The following is a 26,834-nucleotide window of genomic DNA, read 5'->3' as shown; positions in this document are numbered from 1 at the left end:
GTGGACTTTTCTTTCCTTCCGGAGTATGCGGATTATTTTCTTAAAGGAGCAGGGATCACCGTATCCCTCTCCTTCTTTACCGTTATTTTTGGGGTAATCCTCGGCATTTTTATCGCGCTGATGAGAATGTCCGGCATCGCTCCGCTGCGCTGGCTCGGAACCGCGTATGTGGAATTTATTCGGGGAACGCCTCTGCTTGTGCAGGTCTTCCTCATCACGTACGGGATTCCCCAACTGATTCAAGTGAACATTCCGGACTTTGCATCCGGCGTCATTGCGCTGTCCATTAACAGCGCCGCCTACATTGCGGAGATCTTCCGCGCCGGCATTCAATCGATTGACAAAGGGCAGATGGAAGCGGCACGTTCTCTTGGGATGACGAATCGCCTGGCCATGCAGCGGATTATTCTTCCGCAAGCAGTGAAGAACATTTTGCCGGCGCTCGGGAACGAATTCATCGTCGTCATCAAGGAATCGTCCATCGTCATGGTCATCGGCATCGCCGACCTGATGTACAACGCCAACGTGGTGCGCGGCATGACGTTCAAATCGTTTGAGACGCTGCTCGCAGCCGCTATGGTCTACTTCGTCCTCACCTTTACCCTGTCGAAGTTCCTCGGCGTGACGGAAAGGAGGTTGAAGGCCAGTGATTGAGGTTAGCGGACTTCGCAAGTCCTTCGGAAAATTGAATGTCCTCACGGGCATCGACCTCTCCATCAAGCAGGGAGAAGTGGTCGTCGTCATTGGACCGAGCGGTTCGGGTAAGAGCACCTTCCTCCGCTGCCTGAACCTTCTGGAGGTCCCGACGGCAGGAGAGATCGTCTTTGAGGGCAACCGCATCACGAATCCGAAGCAGGATATCAACAAGCTGCGGCAAAAGATGGGGATGGTGTTCCAGCAGTTCAATCTGTTCCCTCACCTTACCGTTCTCGGCAATATCACCATCGCCCCCCTTCAAGTGCTGGGCCAGAGCAAGACGGAGGCCGAAGAGAATGCGCGGAGGCTGCTCCGCACGGTCGGGCTGGAGGACAAGGCCACCAGCTATCCAAGCCAACTGTCGGGCGGGCAAAAGCAGCGGATCGCCATCGCGCGGGCGCTTGCCATGGCCCCCGATGTCATGCTCTTCGACGAACCGACCTCGGCGCTTGACCCTGAGATGGTCGGGGAAGTGCTCGACGTCATGAAGAAGCTGGCAGCGGGCGGCATGACGATGGTGGTGGTCACCCACGAGATGGGCTTTGCCCGCGAGGTAGGCGATCGCATCATCTTCATGGATGGCGGTGTCATCGTGGAGCAAGGGACGCCAGAGGAAGTGTTCGGTCGACCTCAGCACCCTCGTACTCAGGATTTCCTCGCCAAGGTACTGTAAGAAAAAGACCAGCTGCATCCGTTCGCGGAGGCGGCTGGTCTTTTTTGCATACAACGAAAAGGGGACCGGAATGTTTCGAACGGACAACCATCGGGTATTTACATTTGATCTGTCATTTCTACAACCTTCGTACATTTTCGGAAAGGAAGTTAACCCATGGCCAGTGAACGAAAGGTCGAACACGAGCAGCCTGAGGGAAGTGCCGGGGATCATGACATTGCCAAGGAGCTTCTGGAAGCGCTGATTGCTTATCGGAAGGGGGACTTCACCGTCCGCCTTCCTTATGATTGGGAGGGGCGCGAAGGGAAAATCGCGAGCGTCTTCAATGAGATTGTGGAAACCCAAGAGGCGATGGTAGAGGAGCTGCGCGAGATTGAGCAAGCCGTAGGCCAGGAGGGCAAGGTTACCCAACGCCTGAGCCGTCCGCGTCTGGGGGGAGCCTGGGGAAGCCTGACGGGTTCCGTCAACAGCCTCATCGACGGACTGGTGCTGCCGGTCAGCCAGATGGGTCAGGTGATCGGAGCCGTCGCGAACGGAGATTTGTCCAAGAAGATTGAACTGGAGATCGACGGACGCCCTCTCTCCGGTGAATACTATCGCGCCGCCGTGGGAATCAATCGCATGGTGGAGCAACTGAAGGATTTCGCTTCCGAGGTAACCCGCGTGGCCCACGAGATCGGGACGGAGGGCAAGCTCGGAGAAGAAGCGAGGCTGAAGGAAGGGTCCGGCACCTGGAAGCAGCTCACGGATGCCGTGAACCGGATGTCGCGCAACCTGGCGCATCAGGTGCGCAACATCGCGGAGGTGACCACCGCCGTGGCGAGCGGGGACTTGTCCAAGAAGATCTCCGTGGAGGTTCACGGGGAGATGTCCCAGTTGAAGCAGACCATCAACACGATGGTGGACCAGCTCGGGACGTTCGCTTCCGAAGTGACGCGCGTGGCGCGCGAGGTCGGTACCGAAGGCAAGCTTGGAGGCCAGGCACGGGTGTCGGGGGTAGACGGCACGTGGAAGGACTTGACCGACAGCGTGAATTCCATGGCGCTCAATTTGACCGATCAGGTACGCAACATCGCGGTCGTCACGACGGCCGTAGCGGGAGGCGACCTGACGAAGAAGATAACAGCAGACGCTCAGGGCGAGATCCTGGAGCTGAAGAATACGATCAACACGATGGTGGACCAACTGGGGACGTTTGCCTCGGAAGTGACGCGGGTGGCGCGCGAGGTCGGCACCGAAGGCCGTCTCGGCGGTCAAGCGGAGGTCAAGGGGGTAGACGGCACGTGGCGCGATTTGACCGAGAGCGTCAATTACATGGCGTCCAACCTGACCGGCCAGGTACGCAACATCGCGGAGGTGACGACGGCGGTTGCAAGCGGGAACCTGACGAAGACGATCACCGTTGATGTCAAAGGCGAAATGCTTCAGTTGAAGAACACGATCAACACGATGGTGGACCAGCTTGGTACATTCGCTTCCGAAGTCACGCGTGTGGCGCGCGAGGTCGGCACGGAGGGCAAGCTGGGCGGGCAAGCCGAGGTGAAGGGCGTCGGCGGTACCTGGCGTGATTTGACCGAAAGCGTCAATTCGATGGCGTCGAACCTGACGAACCAGGTGCGCAACATCGCAGAGGTGACGACGGCGGTCGCCAGCGGAAACCTCGGCAAGAAGATTACGGCCGATGCTCAGGGCGAGATCCTGGAGCTGAAAAATACGATTAACACGATGGTGGATCAACTCGGAACGTTCGCTTCGGAAGTGACACGCGTGGCTCGCGAGGTTGGCACGGAGGGCAAGCTGGGCGGGCAAGCCGAGGTGAAGGGCGTCGGCGGCACGTGGCGCGATTTGACCGAGAGTGTGAATTCGATGGCGTCAAATCTGACGAATCAGGTGCGGAACATCGCGGAGGTGACGACCGCTGTCGCAAGCGGGAACCTCGGCAAGAAGATCACGGCCGATGCTCAAGGCGAAATTCTGGAGCTGAAGAACACGATCAACACGATGGTGGACCAGCTCGGAACGTTTGCTTCGGAGGTCACGCGCGTGGCGCGCGAGGTTGGCACCGAGGGAATGCTGGGCGGCCAGGCGGAGGTAGAGGGCGTCGGCGGCACGTGGCGCGATTTGACCGAGAGCGTGAATTCGATGGCGTCGAACCTGACGAATCAGGTGCGGAACATCGCAGAGGTGACGACCGCCGTCGCGAAGGGCGACTTCAACAAGACGATCACCGTCGACGCCCGCGGCGAAATTCTGGAGCTGAAGAGCACGATCAACCGCATGGTGGATCAGCTCCGTACGTTCTCCTCTGAGGTTACTCGCGTGGCGCGGGAGGTCGGCACCGAGGGGAGACTCGGAGGTCAGGCACAGGTGAGCGGAGTCGAGGGAACCTGGCGCGACCTCGCCGATAACGTCAATTACATGGCGGCCAACCTCACGAGCCAAGTGCGTAATATCGCGGCGGTGACGACAGCGGTCGCCAACGGAGACCTGTCCAAGAAGATCACGGTCGACGTGAAGGGCGAGCTGTTCGAGCTGAAGGAGACCATTAATATCATGGTGGATCAGCTCAATTCGTTCGCGTCCGAGGTCACGCGGATGGCGCGGGAGGTTGGCACCGAGGGCCTCTTGGGCGGTCAGGCGGTCGTTCGCGGCGTCGGCGGCATCTGGAAGGACTTAACGGATAACGTCAACATCATGGCGGCGAATTTGACCGATCAGGTGCGTGGCATTGCCAAGGTCGTCACCTCAGTGGCGATGGGCGACCTGAAGCGGAAGCTGACGGTGGACGCCAAGGGCGAAATTGCCGAGCTGGCCGAGACGATCAACAGCATGACCGATACGCTTGCCACCTTCGCGGAGCAGGTCACCACCGTAGCTCGCGAGGTCGGCGCCGAGGGCAAGCTGGGCGGGCAGGCTCAGGTGCCCGGGGCATTCGGCACCTGGCGCGATCTCACCGACAACGTCAATTACATGGCGACGACGCTCACTACCCAGGTCCGCGCGATCACGACCGTCGCCACGGCCGTGACGAAGGGTGACCTGTCGCGGACGATTGATGTCCAGGCGGTCGGCGAAGTGGCGGAGCTCAAGGACAACGTCAATGAGATGATCCGCAACCTCAAGGAGACGACGCGCATCAACACCGAGCAGGACTGGATGAAGACGAACCTCGCGAAGCTGAGCCGTCAGCTCCAGGGCCAGCGGGATGTCCATGCTGTCTGCCGGATGATTCTGTCCGAGCTCGCACCGCTTCTCTCGGTGCAGCACGGAGTCTTCTTCATGAACGAGCTCGAGGGCGGCGAGCCGATCTTGAAGCTGTTCGCCTCCTATGGCTTCCAGCAGCGCAAGCATCTCTCCAATTCGTTCCGTCCGGGAGAGGGATTGGTCGGCCAATGCGTCATGGAGAAGCAGCGGATTCTCCTCACGAGGGTTCCGGGCGATTACGTCACGATCAACTCCGGCCTCGGCGAAGCGACGCCGCTTAACATCGTGCTGCTGCCGATCATCTTCGAGGAGCAGGTGCTGGCGGTGCTGGAGCTGGCTTCCTTCCGTCTGTTCACGGAGATTGATCTGGCGCTGCTGGACCAATTGGGCGACACGATCGGCATCGTGCTCAACTCGATCAAGGCGAACATGCGCACCGAGGAGCTCCTGATGCAATCCCAGTCGCTTGCGGAAGAATTGCAGCAGCAGCAAGAGGAGCTTCAGAACACGAATGAGGAGCTGGAGGAAAAGGCTCGCTTGCTCGTTCAACAGAAGGCGGAGGTCGAGAGCAAGAACCAAGAGGTGGAGGAGGCCAAGGTCGTTCTCGAAGAAAAGGCGGAGCAGTTGGCCCTCACCTCCAAGTACAAATCGGAATTCCTCGCGAACATGTCGCATGAGCTGCGAACGCCTTTGAACAGCTTGCTGTTATTGGCGGAGCAATTGAAGGATAACATCGAACGCAACCTGACGGACGAGCAGGTGAAGTACGCGGCGACGATCCATGAATCCGGTCTTGATCTGCTGGGGCTGATCAACGACATTTTGGACCTGTCCAAGATCGAATCGGGTACGCTGACGCCGGAATTTGATACGGTGCGGCTCACGGATGTGACCGCGAGCATGGAGCGCATGTTCCGTCATGTCGCGGCGGAAAAGAAGCTCGACTTCGCGATCCGCAAGGAGGAAGGGACACCGGAGCAGATCATGACCGATGCGAAACGCCTGCAGCAGGTGCTCTCGAATCTGCTGGCGAATTCGTTCAAATTCACTCATAAGGGGCAGGTGCACCTCATCCTGCGCAAAGCTCTCGAGGGCTGGACACCGGACCACAGCCGCTTATCCCGTGCGAATGCTGTCCTTGCCATCTCGGTGAGCGATACCGGGATCGGCATTGCCGAAGAGAAGCAGCAGATTATCTTCGAGGCATTCCAGCAAGCAGACGGAAGCACGAGCCGCGAATACGGCGGCACCGGCCTCGGCCTTGCCATCAGCCGCGAGATCGCGCATATGCTGGGCGGGGAGATCAAGCTGTATAGCGTACCTGGCCGGGGAAGCATCTTCACCCTATTCCTGCCTTGCGACGGCCCCGGCCCGAAGGAGCTGGGGAGGGAAGAGTCACGCGGCAAGGGCGTCCTTGCGTTGCAGCCTTCCGGGCAAGAAACAACCACGGCGGGTCCGTTAGCCACCTCCACCCCGGAAAGCTTAGCTTTGAAGATTGGGCGTATACCGGCTGCGGAAGCGATGGCGGGGTCCGAGGCGGACGCCGCACCTGGTTCGCCAACCGAGCTGTTCGCAAGCGAGCCCCTATTCGTTGAGAAGAAGCCCCAAACGGTGCCTGATGTGATTGATGAGGCAGCCGGGTATCCTTCCTCCAAGCAGCTGCCAACGGTCTTTACGCTGAATGCAGAGGATGTGGAGGATGATCGGGCTTGCATCAAACCGGGCGACACCGTCTTCCTGGTTGTAGAGGATGATGTGAAGTTTGCAAAGATCGTTCTCGATCTCTTGCACAAGAAGAACATCAAGGTCATCATCGCCACTCAGGGCAGCAGCGTGCTGGAGCTTGCCCGGCACTTCAAGCCGGCTGCCATCACGCTCGACCTGCGCATGAACGAGGTTGACGGCTGGGCGGTGATCGATTATCTGAAGGGTGATCTGGAGGTGCGGCATATTCCGGTCGGCGTCATCACGGTGGATGACGAGCGGATTCCGGTCCTGCAGCGCGGGGCGTATGCTTATCACGCCAAGCCGCTCAGCCAGGAAGAGCTGGAGAATCTGATGGACCGCCTCTTGGCTTATTCGCGCAGGGAGGTCAAGGAGCTACTTGTGCTGAGGACTCCCCGTGACGGGGAGGAACAAGAGGAGTTGGAAGGAACCGATGTTCACGTAACGGAGACCGCCTCTCAGAAAAAGGCGCTCACGGAGCTGAGGACGAAGGAGTATGATGCCTTCTACGTGAGGGCAGACCTTCCGGAGCCGGGGCTCATTCCCTTCCTGAGGGAAGCCGTCAAAGCGTCGAAGAACCCGGCGCTGCCGATCCTCTTTTTCCGGGAGGGCAAGCTTTCGAAGGCCGCAGAGGCGGAGCTGGAGGAGCTGCTCAAGCAGCATGTGGTGAAGGAAGTGAAGTCTCCTATCCGTGCTCTGGATGAAACCTCCTTGTTCCTGCATCGCAGAGCGGAGGGGTACACCGACACCCAACGGGAGACCCTCGCCAAGCTTCACCAGACAAACGAAGCCATCGCGTTCAAAAAGGTGCTGGTCGTCGATGACGACATTCGCAACATCTTCGCGCTGACGACGATTCTGGAACGCCACAAGATGAAGGTCATCCCGGCGGAGAACGGACGCGACTCCATTGAAATCCTTGAATCGACTCCCGATATCCACGTGGTGCTGATGGATATCATGATGCCCGGCATGGACGGCTATGAGACCATGCGGGCCATTCGCAGCATCCCGCGCTTCAAGGAGCTGCCCATCATTGCCTTGACGGCGAAAGCGATGAAGGGGGATCGGGAAAAGTGCATCGAGGCGGGAGCTTCCGATTACATCACCAAGCCGGTCAACAGCTCGCAGCTTCTGTCCTTGCTGCGGGTATGGCTGTACCGTTGACCCATTAATGGAAGATCCCTTTCACCGCCTTCCGGGGCGAGTGATCGGGGTCTTTTTGCAGTGGGGAAGCCGCTGGGAGAAGGGGGAGGGCGTGTCATTTTGAAGCGGGTACAGTATAATCAGAAGAAGAAGCTGCCAGAAGGAGAAGAAGCTTGTGGAAACCGTTGTCATCATCGGAGCCGGGCCCTGCGGCCTGTCCGCTGCAGCCGAACTGAAGGAAGCGGGCATCGACGCCCTCGTCGTGGACAAAGGCTCGCTTGTTCATTCCATATCCCGCTATCCAACTCACCTTACCTTTCACAGTACCCCGGAGCTGCTGGAGATCGGCGGAGTTCCCTTCGTCACGCCCAATGAGAAGCCCACCCGGCTGGAGGGGCTCACTTATTACCGCACGGTGGTGGAGCGGAAAGGGCTTCGCGTGCGCACCTATGTAGAAGTGACCGCAGTTACCCGGACGGAAACCGGTTTTGAGCTTAGACTCCAGGATCGTTTTGGCCGAGAGAGCTCTCTTGCTGCTCGACATGTCATCCTGGCTACGGGCTACTTCGACCATCCGAACGAGCTGGGCATTCCGGGCGAGCCGTTGCCCAAGGTAAGCCATTACTACACGGAAGCGCATCCCTATGCCGGGCAAAAGATCGTTATCGTGGGAGGCAACAATTCCGCGATGGATGCGGTGTTGGAGCTGGTTCGTGTCCAAGCGGAAGTTACCTTGGTTTATCGCGGCAGCGGCTTATCCCGTTATGTGAAGGCCTGGACCCGTCCTCTGATCGAGGGCTTGATGGATAAGGGGCGCATCCGCGCACTCTTTGAAAGCGAGTTGAAGGAGATTCGCGAGGACGAGGTTTGCGTGCGGGACAAAGAGGGCCGGGAAGAATGGCTGGACAATGACTTCGTGCTGGCCATGACCGGCTTTCGACCCGATCGCCGCCTGCTGCAGAATGCCGGCGTTCAGGTACTTGAAGAGACCGGGGCCCCCTGGTATGATCCCGAAACGATGCAGACGAACGTTCCCGGATTCTACATCGCCGGAGTGGTGGCGACGGGAAGCCGAGCGAATGAAATCTTCATTGAGACCGGCCGCCATCATGGGCGCTTGATCGCACGCGACTTGGCTGGAGCGTATCTTCAACCCCCTGGTGTGGTCGAAGTGCGCGAACACGAACAAGAATGACCTGAGGCAGAGCGTTTTTCGCAAAGGAGAATCGGTCAATTATGATCATACGTCATTTGGAGAAAACCTATCCGGATCATCCCGTGCTGAGAGGAGTCAGCTTTCAAGCGGATCCCGGCGAATTCATCGCCATTGTCGGGGCGAGCGGAAGCGGCAAGACCACGCTCCTCCGCTGTTTGACCCTACAGGAGTCTTGGAGCCGGGGGGAGTATATCTTTGACGGCCATAACGTATTGAACGGCAACCCATTATCCCGCTTGAAGATTCGTCGAAGCTGGGTGTACCTCAAGGAAGACCCGGGGCTTCTCCAGAAGAAGACCGCGGTGCAGAGCGTGCTGGAGGCGCGTTGGGACCAAATGTCGCTTTGGCGCAAGGTGCTGCGCAAATCCTCGATGGACGAGCATGTCTATGCGAATGATTTCTTGGAAAAGGTCGGTCTGCTCGACAAAGGTGCGGAGAAGGTGGAGAACCTGAGCGGCGGCGAGAAGCAGCGGGTAGCGCTCGCTCGCGCCCTGATCAAGGGAGCGAAGCGAATCGCAGCGGATGATCCGGTGAAGGGGCTCGATCCGCAATCCGTCAGCCGCGTAATGGAGGATTTCCGCAACGTGGCCAAGCGCGAGCAGGTGCTTCTCGTTTGCGCCATGCAGCAGCTCGATCTGGCTGAGCGCTATGCGACGCGCATTATCGGCTTGTCCAAGGGCCAGATCGTGCTCGACATTCCAGCGCGCAAGCTGACAGCCAAAGAGAAAGACCTCATCCTATAAGCACACAAGGAGGCAACCATGAATACGAAGGAAATTGAACTTGTTCCCGTTCACGAAGGACGGGCGCTGCTGGGGGAAGGCCCAATCTGGGTGGCCGCGAGCGGTCTCATCTATACGGTTGATATTGAGGGGAAAAAGGTAGACGTCTACGATCCGGCAACCGGGGAGACCCGAATCATTTCGGTTGGGTTCCGTGTCGGGGCTGTCGTGCCGAGAGAACAAGGCGGACTGGTCATTGCGGGAGAGGATGGCTTGTACGCGCTCGATCCGGAGACGGGAAGCCTTGAAGCGATGGCGAAGCCGACGAATGAGCCGAATGGTAACCGCTTTAATGATGGAAAATGCGATCCAAAGGGCCGCTTCTGGGTCGGCACCATGAGCATGACCGAGAACCCAAAGCAAGGGACGCTGTATCGGCTCGATCTCGACGGCCAGCTTCACTCCATTGTATCCGGCGTCACCATCTCCAACGGACTGGCCTGGAACGCCGCCGGCGATACCTTTTACTATATTGATACGCCCACGAATGAAATCATGGCCTATGACTATGACGCCGAAACCGGAGAGTTGTCCCATGCTCGTCTCGTCACGCGTTTTTCGAGCGAGGAGGGATCGCCGGACGGCATGACGATCGATGCGGAGGACAAGCTTTGGGTCGCACACTGGGGCGGCTGGCGGGTTTCACGTATCGACCCGGCTACAGGCGAACGGATGACGGTGATTCCTCTCCCGGCTCAGAATGTGACGTCCTGCGTGTTCGCCGGTGAGGATCTCATGGACCTGTACATCACCACCGCCCGAACCGGACTTAGCGAAGACCAACTGGCAGAGCAGCCGCATGCAGGCGGCCTATTCCGTATTCGTCCCGGAGTTCGCGGAACCTCAACCATCGCATACCGCGGGTAACGCATCCGAGCCCAACGAGCTTGAATCGAAAAAAACCATTTGAAGCATGAAGGAGCTTGAACGCACATGGCGTTGATCCACTGTGATTTTTATTCTGACGCGCTAGGCTTGAGCACGTCCATGAACGTCATTATTCCGCAGAAGTCCTACACCCAGATCGGCATGGCCTCAACGGGAGGCAAAGAAAAATACCCCGTTCTGTACCTGTTGCACGGCTTGTCTGACGATCACACCATCTGGTGCCGCCGCACCTCAATCGAACGGCACGCAGCCGAGCACGGCATTGTCATCGTCATGCCTTCTGCACAGCGCGGGTTCTATACCGACATGGACAAGGGCCTCAAGTTTTGGACGTTCGTGAGCGAAGAGCTGCCGAAGATCGTTCAATCGTTCTTTCCCGTATCCGACGCTCGAGAGGATACCTTCGCAGCAGGCCTGTCCATGGGCGGTTATGGTGCGTTTAAGCTCGCGCTGACCCATCCTGAGCGCTATGCAGCAGCGGCAAGCCTGTCCGGCGCCTTGGACATCTCCGCTCTGATCGGGCGCCAAACCGTATCGGATGCCGAGCTTGAACTGATCTTCGGCGATCTGACCCGGCTGACGGGCAGCCGCCACGACCTGTTCCGGCTGGCGGAAGACCTGGTCGCCTCCGGCAAGCCGCAGCCGAAGCTGTATCAATGCTGCGGAACGGACGACTTTCTCTATGAGGATAACCAACGCTTCCTCGCTCTGGCCGAGCGGACCAAGCTCGATCTGCTCTACGAGGAAGGACCGGGCAATCACGAATGGGGCTACTGGGATCAGCAGATTCAGCGGGTGCTGAATTGGCTGCCGATCTCACGTTAACCCTGCGTCCATGGCGAACCGGAATTTCAGCGCCTTCGACGCTCCTGATTTCACAGCCTATTCGGCGCAGCATTACGCTGCCATTGGGCTTAGTCTTCTGATGGTTCTGCTTCTATACGGGTTTCGCCGCTCGCTAAAGGATGAACGGCGAAAGCGGATAATCCGAGGGATCCTGGCGGGAACACTCATTGTGTGCGAGCTGTCCTTGAACGTCTGGTATCTATCGGAGAATGTCTATTCCGCTGCGGATACGCTGCCGCTGGAGCTGTGCAGCATCTCCCTCTATGTAGCGGTCATCATGCTCCTGACCAACAACCGAAGGCTGTTTCCGTTCGTCTACTTCGCCGGAATCAGCGGGGCCTTGCAGGCGATCCTCACGCCAGCGCTTGACTATGGATTTCCTCATTATCGCTACCTGGAGTTTTTCATCGCGCATTTGGTTATCATTCTCTCCGCGTTGTACATGGTCTGGGTAGAGGGGATCCGACCGACGCTGCGATCGATGTTCGCTGCCTTCGGGTGGTTGAACGCGCTGCTCGTTCCCGTCGGGCTCGTCAACCGGCTCTCGGGTGGCAACTACATGTTCATCTCCCGCAAGCCGGAGACCGCGTCACTCCTCGACGTACTCGGTCCTTATCCGTGGTACTTGTTGTCCCTGGAAGCCGTGGCACTCCTCTTGTTTGGATTGTTGTATGTGCCCTTTGCTTTTCGGAAAAGAGACACCACTGAATAGCCGCCCGTCATGGGCGGTTTTTTCATACCATTCCCCCATAAGAGGAGCGGGTTCTGCTCTAACGAGCCGTTTTCAATCAAAGTTAGCCTAATAGGTGGAGTCTCAAGCATATAGTAGTCATAGACCGGAAGGAGGCCGCTCCATTGGCAAAAAGGAAGGAACGAACAAAACCGCGTGCCTTGAAGCCCGGTGACACCGTGGCCATCGCCAGCCCGGCGAGTCCCGGCGATGCGGATGCTTTGGCGAAGGCAGCGACATACCTGGAAGAGCTCAGCCTGAGAGTACGGTTCGGAGAAACCTTTCGGTTGCGACGAGGGTATTTGGCGGGAAGCGACGAGCAGAGGGCGGATGAACTCAATGCGATGTTCGCGGATCCGGGAATCAAGGCCATTCTCTGTTCGCGCGGAGGGTACGGAACAGCGCGGATTGCGGATCGGCTCGACTATGAATTAATCCAAGCGAATCCCAAAATATTTTGGGGCTTCAGCGATATCACGTACCTGCATACCGCAATTCGGCAGAGGACGGGGCTCGTCACCTTTCACGGGCCGATGCTGGTTGACCTTACCAAGCAGCCGGTGCACCGGCTTACGCTTGCTTCCTTTGCCTTACTGTTTTCGACCGTGCCTTTCCGCTTCCCCGAGGAAGAGTCTCCTCTGGACGTACTTGTGGAAGGGGAGGCCGCAGGGGAACTCGTCGGAGGGAATTTGGCACTCCTTACGAGTACGCTGGGCACGCCGTTTGAGCTGGATACGGCGGGCAAGCTCCTCTTGATCGAAGATATTCATGAACCGCCTTATCGCGTGGACCACATGCTGAACCAGCTGCGGCTTGCGGGCAAGCTGGACGATGCGGCAGGGTTTGTGGTAGGTGATTTCAGCGACAGCGCACCGCGCAACCCGGAAGAATCGTTAACGCTTCGGGAGGTTTGGAACGATTATCTCGTTCCGCTGGGGAAGCCGTGCATGAGCGGCTTTTCGATCGGCCACTGCTCCCCCAATGTGGCGGTTCCGCTCGGGGTACGAGCGGTCCTGCGAACCTCGCAGCGGGAGCTGGCCTTCGTCGAGCCCGCTCTGCTCCAAGAGGGAGGGACTCGCACGGGATGAAGATTCGGGAAGTAGAGGTGTTTCGTCAGGCGATTCCGCTACACAAGCCTTTTCGTACCGCCCTTCGGACGGTGACGGTGGCGGAATCGGTGCTGGTTCGGCTGACGGCCGATGATGGACGTGTGGGCTGGGGAGAGGCCCCCGCCACCCTTGCCATCACGGGGGACAGCCTGCCGGCCATTGAGGCGGCCATTCGCGACACAATGAGGCCGCTCCTCGTGGGCCAGAGCGTGCTTGCCCATGAGGCTCTACTGCAAGCAGTGAACCGCTCCATGATCGGCAACACCTCCGCGAAAGCGGCCGTGGATATGGCAGTCTATGATCTGCTCGGGCAGCAGTGCGGGCTTCCGCTCTATCAATTGCTGGGCGGTGCCAAGGACGAGCTGGAGACGGATTTTACCGTGAGCGTTGGCGCTCCTGTTGCAATGGGAGAGGATGCCGTCGAAGCGGTGGCGGGCGGCTTTCAGGTGCTCAAGATCAAGGTGGGCAAGGACAGCATCGAACGAGACCTGGAGCGGATTCGAGAGGTTCGCCAGTGGGTAGGACCGGAGATTACGATTCGGCTCGATGCCAATCAGGGCTGGCAGGTCAAGGAAGCCATCCGTTCCATCCGACAGATGGAAGAGGAGGGGCTTGGCATCGAGCTTGTCGAGCAACCGGTTCATGCCCTTGACCTCGACGGGTTGAAGGCGGTCACCGACGCCGTGGACACGCCGATCATGGCCGACGAGAGTGTCTTCTCCCCGCGACATGCCCTCGAAGTCCTGAAGCGGCGAGCTGCCGACCTGATCAACATCAAGCTGATGAAGACCGGAGGCCTCTACAAGGCACTCCGGGTGAACGCCATCGCAGAGGAATACGGAGTTGAGTGCATGATCGGCAGCATGATCGAATCCCGAGTGGCGGTAACGGCGGCCGCTCACCTTGCCGCTGCCCAGAAGAACATCACCCGCTTTGACCTCGATGCGCCGCTCCTCCTTGCGGCTGATCCGGTCGAGGGCGGGGTCTGCTACACCGGCCGCCGAATAGCCTTTCCAGCCGAACCGGGGCTTGGCATCCGCGGGGTCATACTTACTTCTCCCTAGAGCGGGTTGCAACTGTTCCGTGGATTTGCCAATACGCTTTAACGAGAAGGAATCCGAGAGTGGGTATCGAAAGGGTAGAAGTTCCTCTTATCCAACAATAGGAGTGGTTCCCTTATGAAACTTGCCCTTCTTGTTCTCGACATGCAAGTTGGTCTGCTGCGCGACGCCGAAGGCCGCACGGACAAGGCCTGCGAGCATATCAACTACGTCGCTTCTCTCCTTCGGCAAAATCATCACGTGGTCATTCATGTAATGGACACCGAGCATGAGGGAGAGGAGGCAGCTTTCTCCGTTCATCCTCTCGTGGAACAGGAGTCAATGGATCTTCACGTTCGGAAATCCTGCTCCAATGCCTTCTGGAACAGCGAACTGGAGGCGGTGCTTAAGGCTCGCCAGGTTGATTTTGTCATCGTGAGCGGCTTTGCCGCAGAGCACAGCGTGCTCTTTACCTATAACGGAGCGATGGAGCGAGGGTTCCGAACCGCTATCCTGCAAAAGGGTGTGGTCAGCATGCACGAGGAGCAACCCCTCACGCTGTACCGGGATCGCTTCGTTCTCTCCTATCCCGTCGTCGAAGCCATGCTGGGCGTCCAGGAGTAGACGGGGAAGGGAGAAGCAGCGAATGCAATCGGACGAGCATCCGCAGGCACATTAGAAGAAGGGATCGATTTACATGAACGGGTTCCTCCTCGTGTTTCTCTTGACCGTGATTATTCATGCCGTAGAGACGTTGTCCTATGCTCTTCGCTACGCGGGGGTGCGAACGGCTAAATATGCGGTCGCGCTGTCCCTGACCGGGATCGTGCTGCTCGTCTCGCGAACGTCCAATCTGATTCAGTCCCCGATTCTTGGGAAAATGGTCGATTACGCCAAGCAAGACGCAAGCTACCCGCTTCTCTCCTCCTTCCGCTCGATCCTGATGGCGGCGAGCATCGGAACCTTGGTCGGCCTCGTGCTTTTTCCGACGATGGTGGTGATCGCTTCCCGGTTTCTCAGCCATCTGGAGGTGGTGGGCTCCCTCGCCAAGACGGTCACCAGCGTCACCATCGAGCAATTGAAAAAGGCGCCTGCCCACCTTCGCCCCCCCACCTGGTCCATGATTCGCTCTCTGCGCATTTACGGTGTGCCCAAAAGGCTCCTCGCCCTCAACATCGTGACCACGGCTATCTACACGACCGGGGTGCTGTCCGCTTTGTATGCCTCCCATCTGAGCCCCGAGCACGGGATGGCGGCGTCGCAGTCCTCGGGCCTCATCAACGGGCTCGCCACGATCATATTGGCGCTGCTCATTGATCCCCAGATGGGCATCATGACGGACAAAGCCCTTGCTTATCCCAAGGAGCGGGCCCGTCTCGGCAAAATCTTTGCTCTCATGATCATCACCCGCGTTATCGGGACTCTATTCGCGCAAGTGCTGCTCGTTCCGGCGGCGCACTGGATTTTGTGGGTGATGAAGTGGCTGTAATCGCCTCAAATCCGACATAAAAAGGGGAAGGAATGTTCGCATTTCGGCCGAAATGGTAGAGAAGAGCGAACGTGCTCCCAGTCGGACCGAAAGCGAGGTGCCAGCCATGGCGGTTTGGAAGTGCAAGGCATGCGGAGAGACGAAGGAAGGACGCTGCCGTCCGGGCAAATGCCCGAAATGCGACGCCCCGAAGGAAAGCTTTGAGAAAGTGGAAGAGACAGCTGCCAAGTAAGCCGGATCGGACCTTTACCTGCAAGAAAGTGAAAGGAGCGCAAAGCGAGAAGCTTTGGCGCTCTTCTTTATTTGCAAAAAGATACCGATCGTTCCCCATTTGCGCCGTTCCGAGCAAACGTGCTATGGTGAAAAGTGGAGAATGTCACATTACCCGTGAACCGGAGGGATACCATTGCTGTTCATCGATAACGAAGGGATCACAGACCCGCGAATTAACCTGGCTTTGGAGGAGTACGCCCTGAAGAATCTGCCGGCGGATTCGGATTACCTGTTGTTTTACATTAATGAGCCTTCCATCATCATCGGCAAAAACCAGAATACGATGGAAGAGATCAATATCGAGTATGTCGAAGAGGAAGGCTTGAAGGTCGTTCGTCGCCTGTCCGGCGGCGGTGCGGTGTACCACGACCTCGGCAACCTGAATTTCAGCTTCATCACGAATGACGACGGCCAATCGTTCCATAATTTCCGCAAGTTCACCGATCCGGTGGTTCAGGCGCTCCGCAAGCTTGGTGTGGAGGCAGAGCTTTCGGGACGCAACGACATTCAGGTCGGCGAGCGCAAAATATCCGGAAACGCCCAGTTTACGCAAAAGGGTCGCATGTTCAGCCATGGAACCCTGCTGTTCAACACCGAGCTTGGCAAGGTCGCGAATGCGCTCAAGGTGAATGCCGAGAAGTTCAAATCGAAGGCGGTCAAATCGGTTTCGAGCCGCGTCGCCAACATCTCGGAATTCTTGGACAAGCCGATGACCATTGAACAATTTCGCCAGTTTATCCTGGACTCGATCTTTGACGGCCAGGAAGTTGAGCGCTATCCCCTTACCGAGAAGGATTGGGATGCCGTCCGCGCCATCTCCGCAGAACGCTATGGCAACTGGGACTGGAACTATGGCAAGTCCCCCGCCTTCAACTATCGTCAGGTGAAACGCTTGTCCGCCGGCACCTATGATTTCCGCCTCGATGTTCAGAGCGGACGAATTGCCCGGGCTTCGCTGTACGGCGATTTCTTCGGAGTGGGTGAAGTGGCCGAGATCGAGGCGAAGCTGGACGGTGTCAAATATGATCGAGAGTCGGTACGAGAGGCTCTTGCGGGTGTAGACCTTAAGCACTATTTCGGGCCGGTGACGGAGGACGAAATACTCGATTTGCTGTTCTAGTGGAGGGATTTTCCTCTTCGACACCCTGAAAGGGCAAGGACTCGTCGAATCCATATAGCGGATGAAACGAACCCCTATAAAGGAGAGGATCTCAAGGTGAAACCCCCTAAAAAAGTATGGACCCTGGTCACCGCCAGCGCTTTGCTTCTCGGAGCGATTGTCCCCCTGTCGGTCTCGGCGGACGCCAAAGCGGTTCCTCCCGGCCAAGAAAAAGCAAAGACAGCGGTCGGAAGCAACAAATCCCGTGAGGTACTGAATAAGTTCATCACCAACTGGAAGAAGAATAACCCCAACAAGCAGGCGAAGAAGACGGACCTGTCCCGAGTGACGGAAGCCAAGGCGGCGCTGGCTCTCAAATTTGGCGGTAAGGATACGGCCGCATCGGTCACCCGTTCGCTTGATAAGCTGCCGAAGAATGGGAAGGCCGGCGTCAAGATCACCTGGCAATCGAGCAGCCCGGATTTTCTGACCAACGAGGGGAACCTTGTGAAGCGGCCTGCTGCTGGAACGGGCGACCTGAAGGTGGTGCTGATTGCGATCCTGTCCTACGGCAGCGCTCAAGAGTACAAGACCTTTGAGCTGACGGTGAAGGAAGACGTCAGCGATGTCCAGAAGGTGGCGCTGGATAAGGCAGCGTTGAAGCTGGACTTCGCCAAGGGAGATTCCGCCGCATCGGTGACCAAGGCCATCGGCCTTCCGACCAAAGGAGCAAACGGCTCGAAGATCACCTGGTACTCCTCCAATCCGGCTGTCCTCTCCAATGACGGCAAGGTCGTGAATCGACCGGGACCGGACGGAAGCGGGACGGTTCTGCTTACAGCCATTCTCACGAGCGGGAATGCGAGCGATACGCTCAGCTTCACCGTGACGGTGAAGCCGGTGCTGACGGACGCACAGAAGGTGACAGCGGACAAAGACGCGCTCGCCATCGGGTTCTCCGGCACGGATACGGCAGCTTCCGTCACTCGTGACCTGAAGCTCCCCTCTCAAGGGGCGAACGGCTCGAAGATCATCTGGTTGTCGTCCAACACCGCTCTCATTTCAAATGGCGGCAAGCAGGTGAATCGACCGGCGGCCGGTATCGGCAATCAGGCGGTACAGTTAACCGCGATTCTCTGGAACGACTTCGCCAGCGAGACCAAGGTGTTTACCGTCGTGGTGAAGCAAAAGGATTAAGGAACATATCCTTTTCCATTAATGAATTTCCCTCTAAATAATTTGGTACTAATAACCCCATGCCTTCCGACGAGGAGCAGGATTGCAAGTGATTCCTGCTCCTCCATGAACCTGCCAGCCTGCCGAGGATCCCCCGGTTGGCGGCAGGCTCTGTCGGAAGGCTTTCTTCATGAAGGGGAGCGGTGTAAGATGGGAAGAGAATAAGGTTGTCTTAGTGTGACAAGATAGGGATGAGAGTGGGGGATTCGATGGATCGTAAGGAATGCATCGACAGGATCGAGGAGCTGTCAGACCGGGAGCTTCGGGTTGTCGGGGAGACGCTTCGAGCGCTGTCAGGAATAAAGGAGAATCGGTACCCGTTCCTCGGCAACTTCCTGCAGATTGAGCGGGAGGAGCGCGGCGAGGACGGGGCATTTCGCTGCGGCATGCCGATCCGACCGGATATGCAGAACCCGTACCGCATCGTCTACGGCGGCATCACAGCAACTCTCGCTGATATGGCGATGGCCTGGATGCTGGAGGATTATATCCAGGAGCCGGACAAGTATGTCACGCTCGACATGAATGTGACTTATCACAATCCGGGCATAGGCAAGCGCCTCCTCGCAGAAGCGAGAGTGGTGCACCAGGCCTCGGAGATTTGGCAGGTGGTTTGCGACATTCGCAACGATCGAGGGCAGCAGGTAGCAAGCGCCACTGGCACGTTCCTGCAGCTTCGGCGCAAAGAGCGTACGAGATCAGCCAGTGTGGTTGAACAGGAGTAGAGAATGAAGAGGCGATAGGGCAACGGGTTGCAAGCTCAGTTGGAACAACCACGGCCTGCCTCTTCGAGAGGTTTGCAAATGCACACTGGCAAGCACGAAAAAAAAGCGGTCCGAGCGGGCCGCTTTTTTCATGGATAAACCTATTGTCGGGTAAAGAAATCGCTCCGGAGGAACGATAAGCTTACAGGTTGCGCGCCTCGCGGGCTTGCCGAGCTTGTGCCGCCAGCTTGCGGAACATGGGCCAGCCGGCTTGCGATTGCCAGACGACGAGACGGTGGATGATCTGCACCAGGACGAAAGCGGCGACGACATCGAGTACCACATGCTGCTTGACGAACAAGGTCGACAGCACGATCGAGCCCGCCACCCCGTAGATAAGCAACTGATTCAGCCAGGTCTTGAACTTGCTCGTGTAGAGAGCCCTCATGACGAGGATGCAGGAGAAGCAGTGAATGCTCGGAAACGCGTTGAACGGCTGATCTCTGCGGTAGATGTATCGGATGAGTTCAGTTAGCGGATCGTTGCCATACAAAACCGGACGCGGCACGGTCGTTTGGAACACCAGGTAGATCCCGTAGCACGACATGGCACAGAGCACATAAGTGATCAAGCACTCGTAGTAAACCTTTTTGTCATGCTTGAGGTAATAGATCACACAGATGTAGATGAACACGATCCAGATCGAGTAAGGGATGGCAAACGCCTTGACCATCGGAATCATCCGATCGACTTCGGTGACCAGGGAATGCACGCGCTCCCGCGGGCCGTTGACGAGTGCATAGAGGGCTCCCATGACGGGGAAAATGCCCATGCCGAGCAGCGGAGCGTATTTTTTCAACTTGGAGAGGCGATCCAGACCCGCGATGCCCCCGAACGGCTTCGACTTTTGAAAGACGGGTTTTTTATCCCGCATAAGGTTCTTCCTCCAGAAGGTCAGCCAGGTTGCCGAACGGATTGTTGGCAAAATGACCGGTTTTGTAGACGACCTCGTCCTCCCGTTTCTCCTCGGAGAACTCGTTTCGCTCCAGCTTCATCTGGTCGGCCAGGCGGACGAAGATGTGGGCGGTGTTCACCGCATCGTCCATGGCGCGGTGGTGGGAGCCCGCGAACGGGATCTCCAGCCACTCCAGAGCGGCCTTGAGGCCCATCTGCTGGTGCTTTTCCTGCTTGCGGATGGCCGTCAGCAGCCGCTGCAGGTTGTTGTGGTTGCGAATCCAAGTCATATTCAATTTATGGCTGCGGCACTCGCGGATGAATTGCAGCTTGTCGTCCGGGCCCCAAGAGCATAAGTAGTAATCATCGCCAATCCACTTCAGAAACTGGGCAATCACTTCAGGGAACTTGCCGGCGGATCGCACATCCTCCTGGGTGATCCCGGTAAAGTCGGTTGTGGACTTGGTGAGGACTGGGCTTTTGACAGGTTGGACAAAGGCTTGGAAGGTGTCCGTGATGGCGAAGGTGCCATCCTGCTTGGTTACTTTGGCCGCTCCGATCTCGATGATTTCGGAGATTTGGTCCTTCTTCCGGCAGACGGTCATTTCCAAGTCGTAGATGATATAGTTCATGATGCCGCGTCACCTCTTTTCACAAAAACAATCCGGTATGAGTTGGACTCCCCCGGAAGGCATCCCATACAGTATACTAAATTTTGTGGGAAAAAGGTTAGGAAATATGTGACGTCTGCGAGCCTGTTTCTGCTTTTTTGTGCCGCTATCCCATAAGACGCAACAAATGGGCATTTCCCTGCATCATTTTGTGAAAAAAAATATTATTTCTTTCGTAGACCCTGTCCGGCTCCCTGCCGATCGGCCGCTCTCTTCTGAGAATATGATAAACTGACAAGGACAAGAACCTAGAATAATAGAGTCAGGTGAATTCCTTATGCTGTCCAGAGAACCGATCTATCCGGGACCGTCTCGCCGCGGCCCCATGCCGAGGAGCAAAAAATCTCGCTCGCGAAAAAGAAAATGGCTGGTGGTTGGCATACTGCTGATTGCCGCTTGGATACTCGCCCGACTGGCCTTCAACCAAGGATTTATCTCCGATCCATTCCAGGAATCCGAGGCCGTCATCGCCATTCATCCAGAGGTCCAAGCGAAGGCTCAGCAGGTAAAGGACGCTGCGGCTAAGCGCGGCATTGACGTGGTGCTCACAAACGGATTTCGGAGCACGGAGGAGCAGAATGTGCTCTATGAGCAAGGACGGAGCACAGAAGGGCCTGTCGTGACGAAGGCAAAAGGCGGAGACTCTTACCACAATTATGGGCTTGCGATTGATTTTGCCCTGCGAACCGGCGACGGGGATGTGGTGTGGGACCTGGAACGAGACGATAACGGCAACGGCAAGGCGGATTGGATGGAAGTCGTGACCCTTGCCAAGAAGCTCGGCTTTACATGGGGAGGGGATTGGGAGAACTTTCCCGATTATCCTCACTTGCAGATGGATTTCGGCTATTCGATCCGTCAACTAAAGAACGGCCGCTACCCCGAGGGATCGATTACCGCCCCGGTCACGGCTTCTGCCTCCCCGGAGGCTTCCACCCCGTAAGGGGAGACCCGATGGAGTCTTGCTGCGCTACCATTTTACACACGATAGGAGAGTCATCCATGCGATTGTGGCACCAAGAGCTCATCCCGCGCCTGCCGCGAAACCAATTGCTGGGCCAGCACCGCGAATGCGCCGCGCTTCGAGGAGGCGGCTGGGGGAAGCCGCATCGAACCGTCAACTATGTCTTTGAATACCCGTGGACTTTTCTTTACTTCTACCACGTACTGATCATGGACGAGATGGAGCGGCGGGGCTTTCAGGTCGACCCCCTCTGGAGAACGCCGATCTATCGGGGGAAAACCTGGCCTGCATGGCCAAAGGACCAAGCCCCGCGCGAACTCATGACGGAGTTCCCGCTCATCTACCCGGAGCATGATGAAGCCTACTTGCAGGAATGCCTTGACAATCTGAAGGGCAAGGGCATCGATCTTTCCCTGGAGTGAACGAGTTTACGGTTGGGGGAAGTGAATCAGCATCACATACTGCCAAGAAAGCTTCGCTGATCCGGTACAGGGAGAAAAGGGTCTCTGCTGTTGCGAAAATCGGCGTTTGGTTAAGATAATGATGTGCGGAATCCTTATTTGAGATCAGGTAAGGAAGTAGGGCAAAATAACGATGTCGCATATCGTTATTTCGCGAAAACGGTTCCGGTTGAAGAGGTTTCGCCCAATTAGTGATCTGTCGGATTGCGAATTGAACCGAAATCAGAGGTTGAGATCAAATAAGGATATGCGAAATCATTATTTGATGTGCCCATCAAGGAACGGCTTGTGATCCGCCTTTTTATGGTATACTTGAGGTTCTGACAAGACAGGAAGAAACGAGGAAATCAGCTATGGCAGAAACATTTATCGAGCTTGGCGTTCGTCCCGCACTTGCTCGTCGGCTTCAACAAAACGGGGTTGCGGTGCCGACTCCGGTTCAGGAGCGGGCCATCCCGCTTATTCTGGAAGGCAAGGACGTCATCGGCCAGGCTCAAACCGGAACGGGCAAGACGCTCGCTTTTGTGCTCCCGATATTGGAAAAGGTGGACACCGCACGGGATGAGGTGCAGGCGCTTATCCTGACACCGACACGCGAACTGGCGATTCAGATCACCGACGAGATCCGCAAGCTTACCTCTGCAGTGGGGGCGTCGGTTCTTGCCGCTTACGGCGGACAGGATGTGGAAGGGCAGATTCGTAAGCTGAAGACCGCTCCCACGATTATCGTCGCTACGCCAGGTCGGCTTCTCGACCACTTGGGACGCGGGACGGTGAATTTGAATTCGCTCTCAATCCTGGTGCTGGACGAGGCGGACCAGATGCTCCACATGGGCTTTTTGTCGGAAGTGGAAGGGATCATTCGGCAAATGCCCGGCATGCGCCAGACGCTTCTGTTCTCAGCCACCATGCCGGACAATGTGCGCAAGCTCGCGAATCGATACATGTTCCAACCGGAAGACATCGTGGTCAAAGGACGCAAGATCACGCTCGACAACATCAAGCAGCTTGTTATCGAGACGACAGATCGCGGCAGGCAGCAGGCGCTCATGCAGGTCATCACGCAGCAAAGACCGTACCTGGCCGTCGTCTTCTGCCGCACGAAAATTCGGGCGAAGAAGCTGAACGAGGTGCTCATTCAGAACGGGTTCCGCTCGGATGAGCTTCATGGCGACCTGAGCCAAGCGAAGCGCGAGCAGGTCATGAAGCGGTTCCGCGATGCCAAGCTGCAGGTGCTGGTTGCGACGGACGTGGCTGCACGCGGTCTCGACATCGAGGGAGTCACGCATGTCATCAACTACGATCTGCCGCTGGACGGGGAGAGCTACATTCACCGGATCGGCCGGACAGGACGGGCGAGCCAGAGCGGGATGGCCATTACGCTGGCAACAGCTCGTGACCGCGAGAAGTTGGTTTCGATCGAGCGGCACATTCAGCTGACGCTGGAAAAGAAGCGCGTAGAGGTCAACTATTCGAACGACGGCGCTGACCGCTCGGAGGAAACCCGCGAAGCGTCGTCGAGCTCGCGCAGTAGCCGCAAGCCCCAAGGTGCAGGAGGGTCGCGCCGCAGCGGAGGCGATCGTCGAACTGGCAGCGGAGCACGTGGTGGCGAGAAGCGCGAGTGGGGACGTAAGCCGGAGTCCCGCGAAGGTGGACGCCCGGACGCACGCGGCGGCGAGAAGCGCGAGTGGGGCCGCAAGCCCGAGTCCCGCGAAGGCGGGCGGCCGGATGCACGCGGCGGCGAGAAGCGGGAGTGGGGCCGCAAGCCGGAGTCTCGCGAAGGCGGACGCCCGGATGCACGCGGCGGCGAGAAACGCGAGTGGGGCCGTAAGCCGGAATCCCGCGAAGGTGGACGCCCGGACGCACGCGGCGGCGAGAAGCGCGAGTGGGGCCGCAAGCCGGAGTCCCGCGAAGGCGGACGCCCGGACGCACGCAGCGGCGAGAAGCGCGAGTGGGGCCGCAAGCCGGAGTCTCGCGAAGGCGGACGCCCGGAGTATCGCAGCGGAGGGAAGCCCGAAGCCCGCGGCGGCCGCAAGCCGGACTCGCGCGGTGGCAGCAGCCGGCCGGGACCGGGCCGCTCGGATGGACCGCGCTCGGGCGGACGCCCCGGCGGCGGCCGCAACGGGGGGCGCGGGAATGCGCCCGGCCGTCGCGGACGGTAAGCCGAAGGAGGGCGGAAGATGGACGGACGGAACCGAAGCGAGGTTCGCCCGGGACTTGAGGTGGACATCGTCCTGAAGCAGGACCAGCGAACCGGGCGGTTGACCCGCGGGATCGTGAAGGACCTGCTCACCAACTCCCCCACCCATCCCCATGGGATCAAGGTGAGGCTTACGAGCGGACAGGTTGGCCGTGTGAAGGCCATTCATTCCGCTCGCGAATCCCAGTCGGGAGGAGCGGGGGAAGAATGAGCAAGGAACTTCAAGAAGCGGAGCGGCAACTGGCGGAAGCCAAAGAGCGTATCCGCTCGCTGGAAGAAGAGAACGAGCGCTTGAAGCGAGAGCTGCTGCGCCTCAAGCAGAGCAAGCTGCGAGGCGGCGGAGGAGACCATGCCTCCTCCCGCCTGCGCGACGCTTTGCGCGAATAGAACGAAGCCCCCGGAAGGGGACCCAAGCCAGACCGCCTGTTCAGGCGGCTGACGGGTTCCCGCCGGGGGCTTCTCTGTTCTCCTGCGCAGCGGGCGGCGCTTAGGCGACGGGCTTGCCGTCGACCCAGACGCCCGCGAGCGCGAGCGATTCATCCAGGAGCAGCAGATCGGCCCGCTTGCCAATGGCAAGCGACCCGAACTCCGCGTCCTGGCCGATCTGCCGCGCGGGCGTTCCGCTGGCCATGCGGCTCGCTTCCTCGACCGTGGCGCCTGCGCGCTGGACCGCGAAGCGGAAGGCGCCGAGCATCGTCAGCGTGCTGCCGGCCAGCGCCCCGCTTCCGGCAATGCGGGCGACACCGTCCGTCACCTCGACGGGCAAGCCGCCGAGCTCATAGCGGCCGTCGCCGAGGCCGGAAGCGGACATGGCGTCGGTGATGAGCGCCACCTTGTCCGCTCCCTTGGCGCGGAGGACGAGCCGGATCACCGCCTCGTGTACATGATGGCCGTCAGCGATGAGCTCCGCCGTGATGCGGTCGTCCGACAGCACGGCTCCAACCGCCCCCGGCTCGCGGTGATGGAGCCCGCTCATGGCGTTGAAGCAGTGCGTGCCGTGGGTGAGGCCGGCATCCGCCGCAGCGAGCACCTCCTCGCAGGTGGCGTCGGTGTGACCCGCGGAGACCGTCACGCCTGCTTCGGTAAGGAGGCGGATCGTCGCATGGGCACCGGGCAACTCCGGCGCGAGCGTCTGGAGGCGGATCAGCCCCGGATAGGCGGTCAGCCACTCCTCCAGCCATTCTTCCTGGGGTAAGCTGAGATGGGCAGGGTTTTGCGCGCCGATCCGCTGTTCGTTCAGGAACGGGCCCTCCAGATGAACGCCGGCAAGGCGGGCGTATCGCAAGGGCTGTTCCTGATAGTCGTGAGCAGCTTGAAGCACACGATCGATGGCCTCCTTGGAAGCCGTCACCGTGGTGGCGAGCAAGGAGGTCGTTCCGTGACGAACATGGTGGGCCGCAATCCGATCATATGCTTCGACCTCGGCATCCATAAAGTCAGCCCCGCCGCCACCATGAACATGCACATCGACAAAACCCGGCAAAAGCCAGGCGCCTTTTGCGTCCAACGTCAGGATCGTTTTCCCGGAGGATCTGGGTACGTCTCCTGCTCCCAGATCGGCAATGCGCGTCCCTTTTACCAGCAGCCAACCGTTCGGAATCGTTCCCGTTTCGGTAACCAGATTTGCATGATGAATGAGAAATTCGGGAGCATCTTCGGCAACCGCATCGGCGGGCATAGGGAAATCCTCCTACAAAATCAGATTTGCATCCTTATTTTTACTAGAAAGGTTGTGAATATTTCGTATATACTGATTATATACGATTTATCATTTTTACGGATAGTGAAGGGGGACTCCTATTGGCTCATTTGACAAACGACGGCACCATCACCCAAACCCAGCATCGAAAAATGACCGCTGCGCGCCTTCTGACGCGTGCCCTGACCATGATTCTCGGATCGTTGCTGTTTTCGGTTGGACTGGAGATTTTTCTGGTTCCGAACAACATCATTGACGGGGGCATAACCGGTATTTCGATCATTCTCTCCCATCTCACGGGAATCTCCATCGGGATTTTTTTGCTCCTGTTAAACCTTCCTTTTCTTTTCCTCGGCTACAAGCAGATCGGCAAAACCTTCGCACTCTCTACTCTGTTTTCCGTTATCGTGATGTCCATCGGGACCGAGCTCCTTCATCCCGTTAAACCGCTCACGGACAACCTGCTGCTCGCGACCGTCTTTGGCGGAGTTTGCCTCGGCGTTGGGGTCGGGCTGGTCATCCGTGCGGGAGGTTCGCTCGACGGCACCGAAATTGTCGCCATTCTGGTGGGCAAGCGCCTTCCGTTCTCCGTCGGCGAAATCGTCATGTTTATCAACATCTTCATTCTCGGAAGCGCCGCGTTCGTCTTTAGCCCTGACAGCGCCATGTATTCGCTGATTGCCTACTTCATTGCGTTCAAGATGATCGATGTCACCATCGAAGGGATCGATCAGTCAAAATCCGTCTGGATCATCAGTGACAGCTATCGAGAGATCGGTGACGCTCTTACCTACCGTCTCGGCCGCGGGGTAACCTACCTGAGCGGAGAGGGCGGCTTCAGCGGAGACGACAAGAAGGTCATCTTCATCGTCATCACCCGTCTGGAGGAAGCGAAGATGAAGTCCATTGTCGAGGACAAGGACCCCAACGCCTTCGTGGCGATCGGCAACATTCACGACATCATGGGCGGCCGTTTCAAGAAAAAGAACATTCACTAACGCTAGAGCGCGTCTTCAAACCGCTGTATCG

At 58.1% G+C, this 26,834-nt stretch carries 25 protein-coding genes; 22 read left to right on the top strand and 3 right to left on the bottom strand.

The features are described 5' to 3' along the window. The 16 genes from AAFN83_RS16735 (at window position 1) to AAFN83_RS16660 (ending at window position 18,877) form a co-directional block, all read left to right on the top strand. The gene (locus AAFN83_RS16735) at window positions 1-654 is read left to right on the top strand and encodes an amino acid ABC transporter permease (RefSeq protein WP_347771390.1); all 654 of its coding nucleotides are present in this window, start codon (window positions 1-3) and stop codon (window positions 652-654) included. Beyond that, on the top strand, window positions 647-1,369 hold the full coding sequence (locus AAFN83_RS16730) for an amino acid ABC transporter ATP-binding protein (RefSeq protein ID WP_347771388.1): 723 nt from the start codon (window positions 647-649) through the stop codon (window positions 1,367-1,369). Before AAFN83_RS16735 ends, AAFN83_RS16730 begins: the two co-directional genes overlap by 8 nt. A gap of 156 nt (window positions 1,370-1,525) precedes the next feature. Beyond that, entirely contained in the window at window positions 1,526-7,465 is a 5,940-nt protein-coding gene (locus AAFN83_RS16725; protein ID WP_347771386.1) for a hybrid sensor histidine kinase/response regulator, read from the top strand. A gap of 154 nt (window positions 7,466-7,619) precedes the next feature. Beyond that, window positions 7,620-8,639, top strand: coding sequence for a YpdA family putative bacillithiol disulfide reductase (locus AAFN83_RS16720; protein WP_347771384.1), 1,020 nt, complete (start codon window positions 7,620-7,622; stop codon window positions 8,637-8,639). 41 nt (window positions 8,640-8,680) lie between these two features. Further along, window positions 8,681-9,403: a phosphonate ABC transporter ATP-binding protein gene (locus AAFN83_RS16715; RefSeq protein ID WP_347771383.1), complete on the top strand. Its 723-nt coding sequence runs from the start codon at window positions 8,681-8,683 to the stop codon at window positions 9,401-9,403. 18 nt (window positions 9,404-9,421) lie between these two features. After that, window positions 9,422-10,309 (top strand): SMP-30/gluconolactonase/LRE family protein, encoded by an 888-nt coding sequence (locus AAFN83_RS16710; protein ID WP_347771381.1) that lies wholly within the window; start codon window positions 9,422-9,424, stop codon window positions 10,307-10,309. 66 nt (window positions 10,310-10,375) lie between these two features. After that, the gene (locus AAFN83_RS16705; protein WP_347771379.1) at window positions 10,376-11,155 is read left to right on the top strand and encodes an alpha/beta hydrolase; all 780 of its coding nucleotides are present in this window, start codon (window positions 10,376-10,378) and stop codon (window positions 11,153-11,155) included. A 10-nt stretch (window positions 11,156-11,165) separates the two neighbouring features. Continuing rightward, window positions 11,166-11,888 carry a YwaF family protein gene (locus AAFN83_RS16700; protein WP_347771377.1) on the top strand — a complete coding sequence of 241 codons (723 nt, stop codon included), beginning with the start codon at window positions 11,166-11,168 and terminating at the stop codon, window positions 11,886-11,888. Between the two features lie 143 nt (window positions 11,889-12,031). Continuing rightward, complete coding sequence (locus AAFN83_RS16695) at window positions 12,032-12,994, top strand: S66 peptidase family protein (protein WP_347771375.1); 963 nt, start codon at window positions 12,032-12,034, stop codon at window positions 12,992-12,994. Beyond that, on the top strand, window positions 12,991-14,079 hold the full coding sequence (locus AAFN83_RS16690; protein ID WP_347771374.1) for a mandelate racemase/muconate lactonizing enzyme family protein: 1,089 nt from the start codon (window positions 12,991-12,993) through the stop codon (window positions 14,077-14,079). Before AAFN83_RS16695 ends, AAFN83_RS16690 begins: the two co-directional genes overlap by 4 nt. A 114-nt stretch (window positions 14,080-14,193) precedes the next feature. Continuing rightward, the gene (locus AAFN83_RS16685) at window positions 14,194-14,679 is read left to right on the top strand and encodes a cysteine hydrolase family protein (RefSeq protein ID WP_347771372.1); all 486 of its coding nucleotides are present in this window, start codon (window positions 14,194-14,196) and stop codon (window positions 14,677-14,679) included. 73 nt (window positions 14,680-14,752) lie between these two features. Continuing rightward, the gene (locus AAFN83_RS16680) at window positions 14,753-15,544 is read left to right on the top strand and encodes a lipid II flippase Amj family protein (RefSeq protein ID WP_347771371.1); all 792 of its coding nucleotides are present in this window, start codon (window positions 14,753-14,755) and stop codon (window positions 15,542-15,544) included. 106 nt (window positions 15,545-15,650) lie between these two features. Continuing rightward, complete coding sequence (locus tag AAFN83_RS16675; RefSeq protein WP_347771369.1) at window positions 15,651-15,776, top strand: RCKP-type rubredoxin-like domain-containing protein; 126 nt, start codon at window positions 15,651-15,653, stop codon at window positions 15,774-15,776. A 174-nt stretch (window positions 15,777-15,950) separates the two neighbouring features. Then, window positions 15,951-16,937 carry a lipoate--protein ligase gene (lplA, locus tag AAFN83_RS16670; RefSeq protein ID WP_347771367.1) on the top strand — a complete coding sequence of 329 codons (987 nt, stop codon included), beginning with the start codon at window positions 15,951-15,953 and terminating at the stop codon, window positions 16,935-16,937. Window positions 16,938-17,033: 96 nt separating this feature from the next. After that, window positions 17,034-18,113, top strand: a complete 1,080-nt coding sequence (locus AAFN83_RS16665; protein ID WP_347771365.1) for an immunoglobulin-like domain-containing protein — start codon at window positions 17,034-17,036, stop codon at window positions 18,111-18,113. A gap of 248 nt (window positions 18,114-18,361) precedes the next feature. Further along, complete coding sequence (locus AAFN83_RS16660; protein WP_347771363.1) at window positions 18,362-18,877, top strand: PaaI family thioesterase; 516 nt, start codon at window positions 18,362-18,364, stop codon at window positions 18,875-18,877. A 181-nt stretch (window positions 18,878-19,058) separates the two neighbouring features. Here the strand turns inward: AAFN83_RS16660 and AAFN83_RS16655 are convergent, their stop codons facing one another. Both AAFN83_RS16655 and AAFN83_RS16650 read right to left on the bottom strand, forming a co-directional pair. Continuing rightward, window positions 19,059-19,790: a phosphatase PAP2 family protein gene (locus AAFN83_RS16655; RefSeq protein WP_347771361.1), complete on the bottom strand. Its 732-nt coding sequence runs from the start codon at window positions 19,788-19,790 to the stop codon at window positions 19,059-19,061. After that, window positions 19,780-20,442 carry a 3'-5' exonuclease gene (locus AAFN83_RS16650; protein WP_347771359.1) on the bottom strand — a complete coding sequence of 221 codons (663 nt, stop codon included), beginning with the start codon at window positions 20,440-20,442 and terminating at the stop codon, window positions 19,780-19,782. The genes AAFN83_RS16655 and AAFN83_RS16650 overlap by 11 nt, the downstream gene beginning before the upstream one ends. 316 nt (window positions 20,443-20,758) lie before the next feature. Between AAFN83_RS16650 and AAFN83_RS16645 the strand changes: the two genes are divergently transcribed. From AAFN83_RS16645 to AAFN83_RS16625, 5 genes are all read left to right on the top strand, one after another. Next, complete coding sequence (locus AAFN83_RS16645; RefSeq protein ID WP_347771357.1) at window positions 20,759-21,424, top strand: M15 family metallopeptidase; 666 nt, start codon at window positions 20,759-20,761, stop codon at window positions 21,422-21,424. 59 nt (window positions 21,425-21,483) lie between these two features. Next, window positions 21,484-21,867: a TIGR02328 family protein gene (locus tag AAFN83_RS16640; RefSeq protein ID WP_347771355.1), complete on the top strand. Its 384-nt coding sequence runs from the start codon at window positions 21,484-21,486 to the stop codon at window positions 21,865-21,867. Window positions 21,868-22,259: 392 nt separating this feature from the next. Next, window positions 22,260-24,068, top strand: coding sequence for a DEAD/DEAH box helicase (locus AAFN83_RS16635; protein ID WP_347771353.1), 1,809 nt, complete (start codon window positions 22,260-22,262; stop codon window positions 24,066-24,068). Window positions 24,069-24,086: 18 nt separating this feature from the next. Beyond that, window positions 24,087-24,317, top strand: a complete 231-nt coding sequence (locus AAFN83_RS16630) for a YwbE family protein (protein WP_347771351.1) — start codon at window positions 24,087-24,089, stop codon at window positions 24,315-24,317. After that, window positions 24,314-24,493, top strand: a complete 180-nt coding sequence (locus AAFN83_RS16625) for a hypothetical protein (RefSeq protein ID WP_347771349.1) — start codon at window positions 24,314-24,316, stop codon at window positions 24,491-24,493. Before AAFN83_RS16630 ends, AAFN83_RS16625 begins: the two co-directional genes overlap by 4 nt. Window positions 24,494-24,593: 100 nt before the next feature. On the opposite strand, the gene nagA is transcribed toward AAFN83_RS16625, so the two are convergent. Continuing rightward, window positions 24,594-25,784: an N-acetylglucosamine-6-phosphate deacetylase gene (gene nagA, locus AAFN83_RS16620; protein ID WP_347771347.1), complete on the bottom strand. Its 1,191-nt coding sequence runs from the start codon at window positions 25,782-25,784 to the stop codon at window positions 24,594-24,596. Between the two features lie 173 nt (window positions 25,785-25,957). Here nagA and AAFN83_RS16615 point away from each other — a divergent pair, with 173 nt between their 5' ends. Beyond that, the gene (locus AAFN83_RS16615; RefSeq protein ID WP_347771601.1) at window positions 25,958-26,803 is read left to right on the top strand and encodes a YitT family protein; all 846 of its coding nucleotides are present in this window, start codon (window positions 25,958-25,960) and stop codon (window positions 26,801-26,803) included. Window positions 26,804-26,834 lie beyond the last annotated feature (31 nt).

The sequence above is a fragment of the Gorillibacterium sp. CAU 1737 genome (genome assembly GCF_039888655.1).
Taxonomy (GTDB): domain Bacteria; phylum Bacillota; class Bacilli; order Paenibacillales; family NBRC-103111; genus Gorillibacterium.
This window is presented reverse-complemented; position numbering and strand designations above follow the sequence as displayed.

What these genes read in the sequence shown, in the direction of transcription:
- AAFN83_RS16710 (WP_347771381.1), top strand. Translation starts at nt 9,422, where the DNA reads ATGAATACGAAGGAAATTGAACTTGTTCCCGTTCACGAAGGACGGGCG.
- AAFN83_RS16655 (WP_347771361.1), bottom strand. Translation starts at nt 19,790, where the DNA reads ATGCGGGATAAAAAACCCGTCTTTCAAAAGTCGAAGCCGTTCGGGGGC.
- nagA (WP_347771347.1), bottom strand. Translation starts at nt 25,784, where the DNA reads ATGCCCGCCGATGCGGTTGCCGAAGATGCTCCCGAATTTCTCATTCAT.
- AAFN83_RS16675 (WP_347771369.1), top strand. Translation starts at nt 15,651, where the DNA reads ATGGCGGTTTGGAAGTGCAAGGCATGCGGAGAGACGAAGGAAGGACGC.
- AAFN83_RS16700 (WP_347771377.1), top strand. Translation starts at nt 11,166, where the DNA reads ATGGCGAACCGGAATTTCAGCGCCTTCGACGCTCCTGATTTCACAGCC.
- AAFN83_RS16645 (WP_347771357.1), top strand. Translation starts at nt 20,759, where the DNA reads ATGCTGTCCAGAGAACCGATCTATCCGGGACCGTCTCGCCGCGGCCCC.
- AAFN83_RS16625 (WP_347771349.1), top strand. Translation starts at nt 24,314, where the DNA reads ATGAGCAAGGAACTTCAAGAAGCGGAGCGGCAACTGGCGGAAGCCAAA.
- AAFN83_RS16705 (WP_347771379.1), top strand. Translation starts at nt 10,376, where the DNA reads ATGGCGTTGATCCACTGTGATTTTTATTCTGACGCGCTAGGCTTGAGC.
- AAFN83_RS16660 (WP_347771363.1), top strand. Translation starts at nt 18,362, where the DNA reads ATGGATCGTAAGGAATGCATCGACAGGATCGAGGAGCTGTCAGACCGG.
- AAFN83_RS16640 (WP_347771355.1), top strand. Translation starts at nt 21,484, where the DNA reads ATGCGATTGTGGCACCAAGAGCTCATCCCGCGCCTGCCGCGAAACCAA.
- AAFN83_RS16650 (WP_347771359.1), bottom strand. Translation starts at nt 20,442, where the DNA reads ATGAACTATATCATCTACGACTTGGAAATGACCGTCTGCCGGAAGAAG.
- AAFN83_RS16685 (WP_347771372.1), top strand. Translation starts at nt 14,194, where the DNA reads ATGAAACTTGCCCTTCTTGTTCTCGACATGCAAGTTGGTCTGCTGCGC.
- AAFN83_RS16615 (WP_347771601.1), top strand. Translation starts at nt 25,958, where the DNA reads ATGACCGCTGCGCGCCTTCTGACGCGTGCCCTGACCATGATTCTCGGA.
- AAFN83_RS16725 (WP_347771386.1), top strand. Translation starts at nt 1,526, where the DNA reads ATGGCCAGTGAACGAAAGGTCGAACACGAGCAGCCTGAGGGAAGTGCC.
- AAFN83_RS16635 (WP_347771353.1), top strand. Translation starts at nt 22,260, where the DNA reads ATGGCAGAAACATTTATCGAGCTTGGCGTTCGTCCCGCACTTGCTCGT.
- AAFN83_RS16715 (WP_347771383.1), top strand. Translation starts at nt 8,681, where the DNA reads ATGATCATACGTCATTTGGAGAAAACCTATCCGGATCATCCCGTGCTG.
- AAFN83_RS16630 (WP_347771351.1), top strand. Translation starts at nt 24,087, where the DNA reads ATGGACGGACGGAACCGAAGCGAGGTTCGCCCGGGACTTGAGGTGGAC.
- AAFN83_RS16680 (WP_347771371.1), top strand. Translation starts at nt 14,753, where the DNA reads ATGAACGGGTTCCTCCTCGTGTTTCTCTTGACCGTGATTATTCATGCC.
- AAFN83_RS16690 (WP_347771374.1), top strand. Translation starts at nt 12,991, where the DNA reads ATGAAGATTCGGGAAGTAGAGGTGTTTCGTCAGGCGATTCCGCTACAC.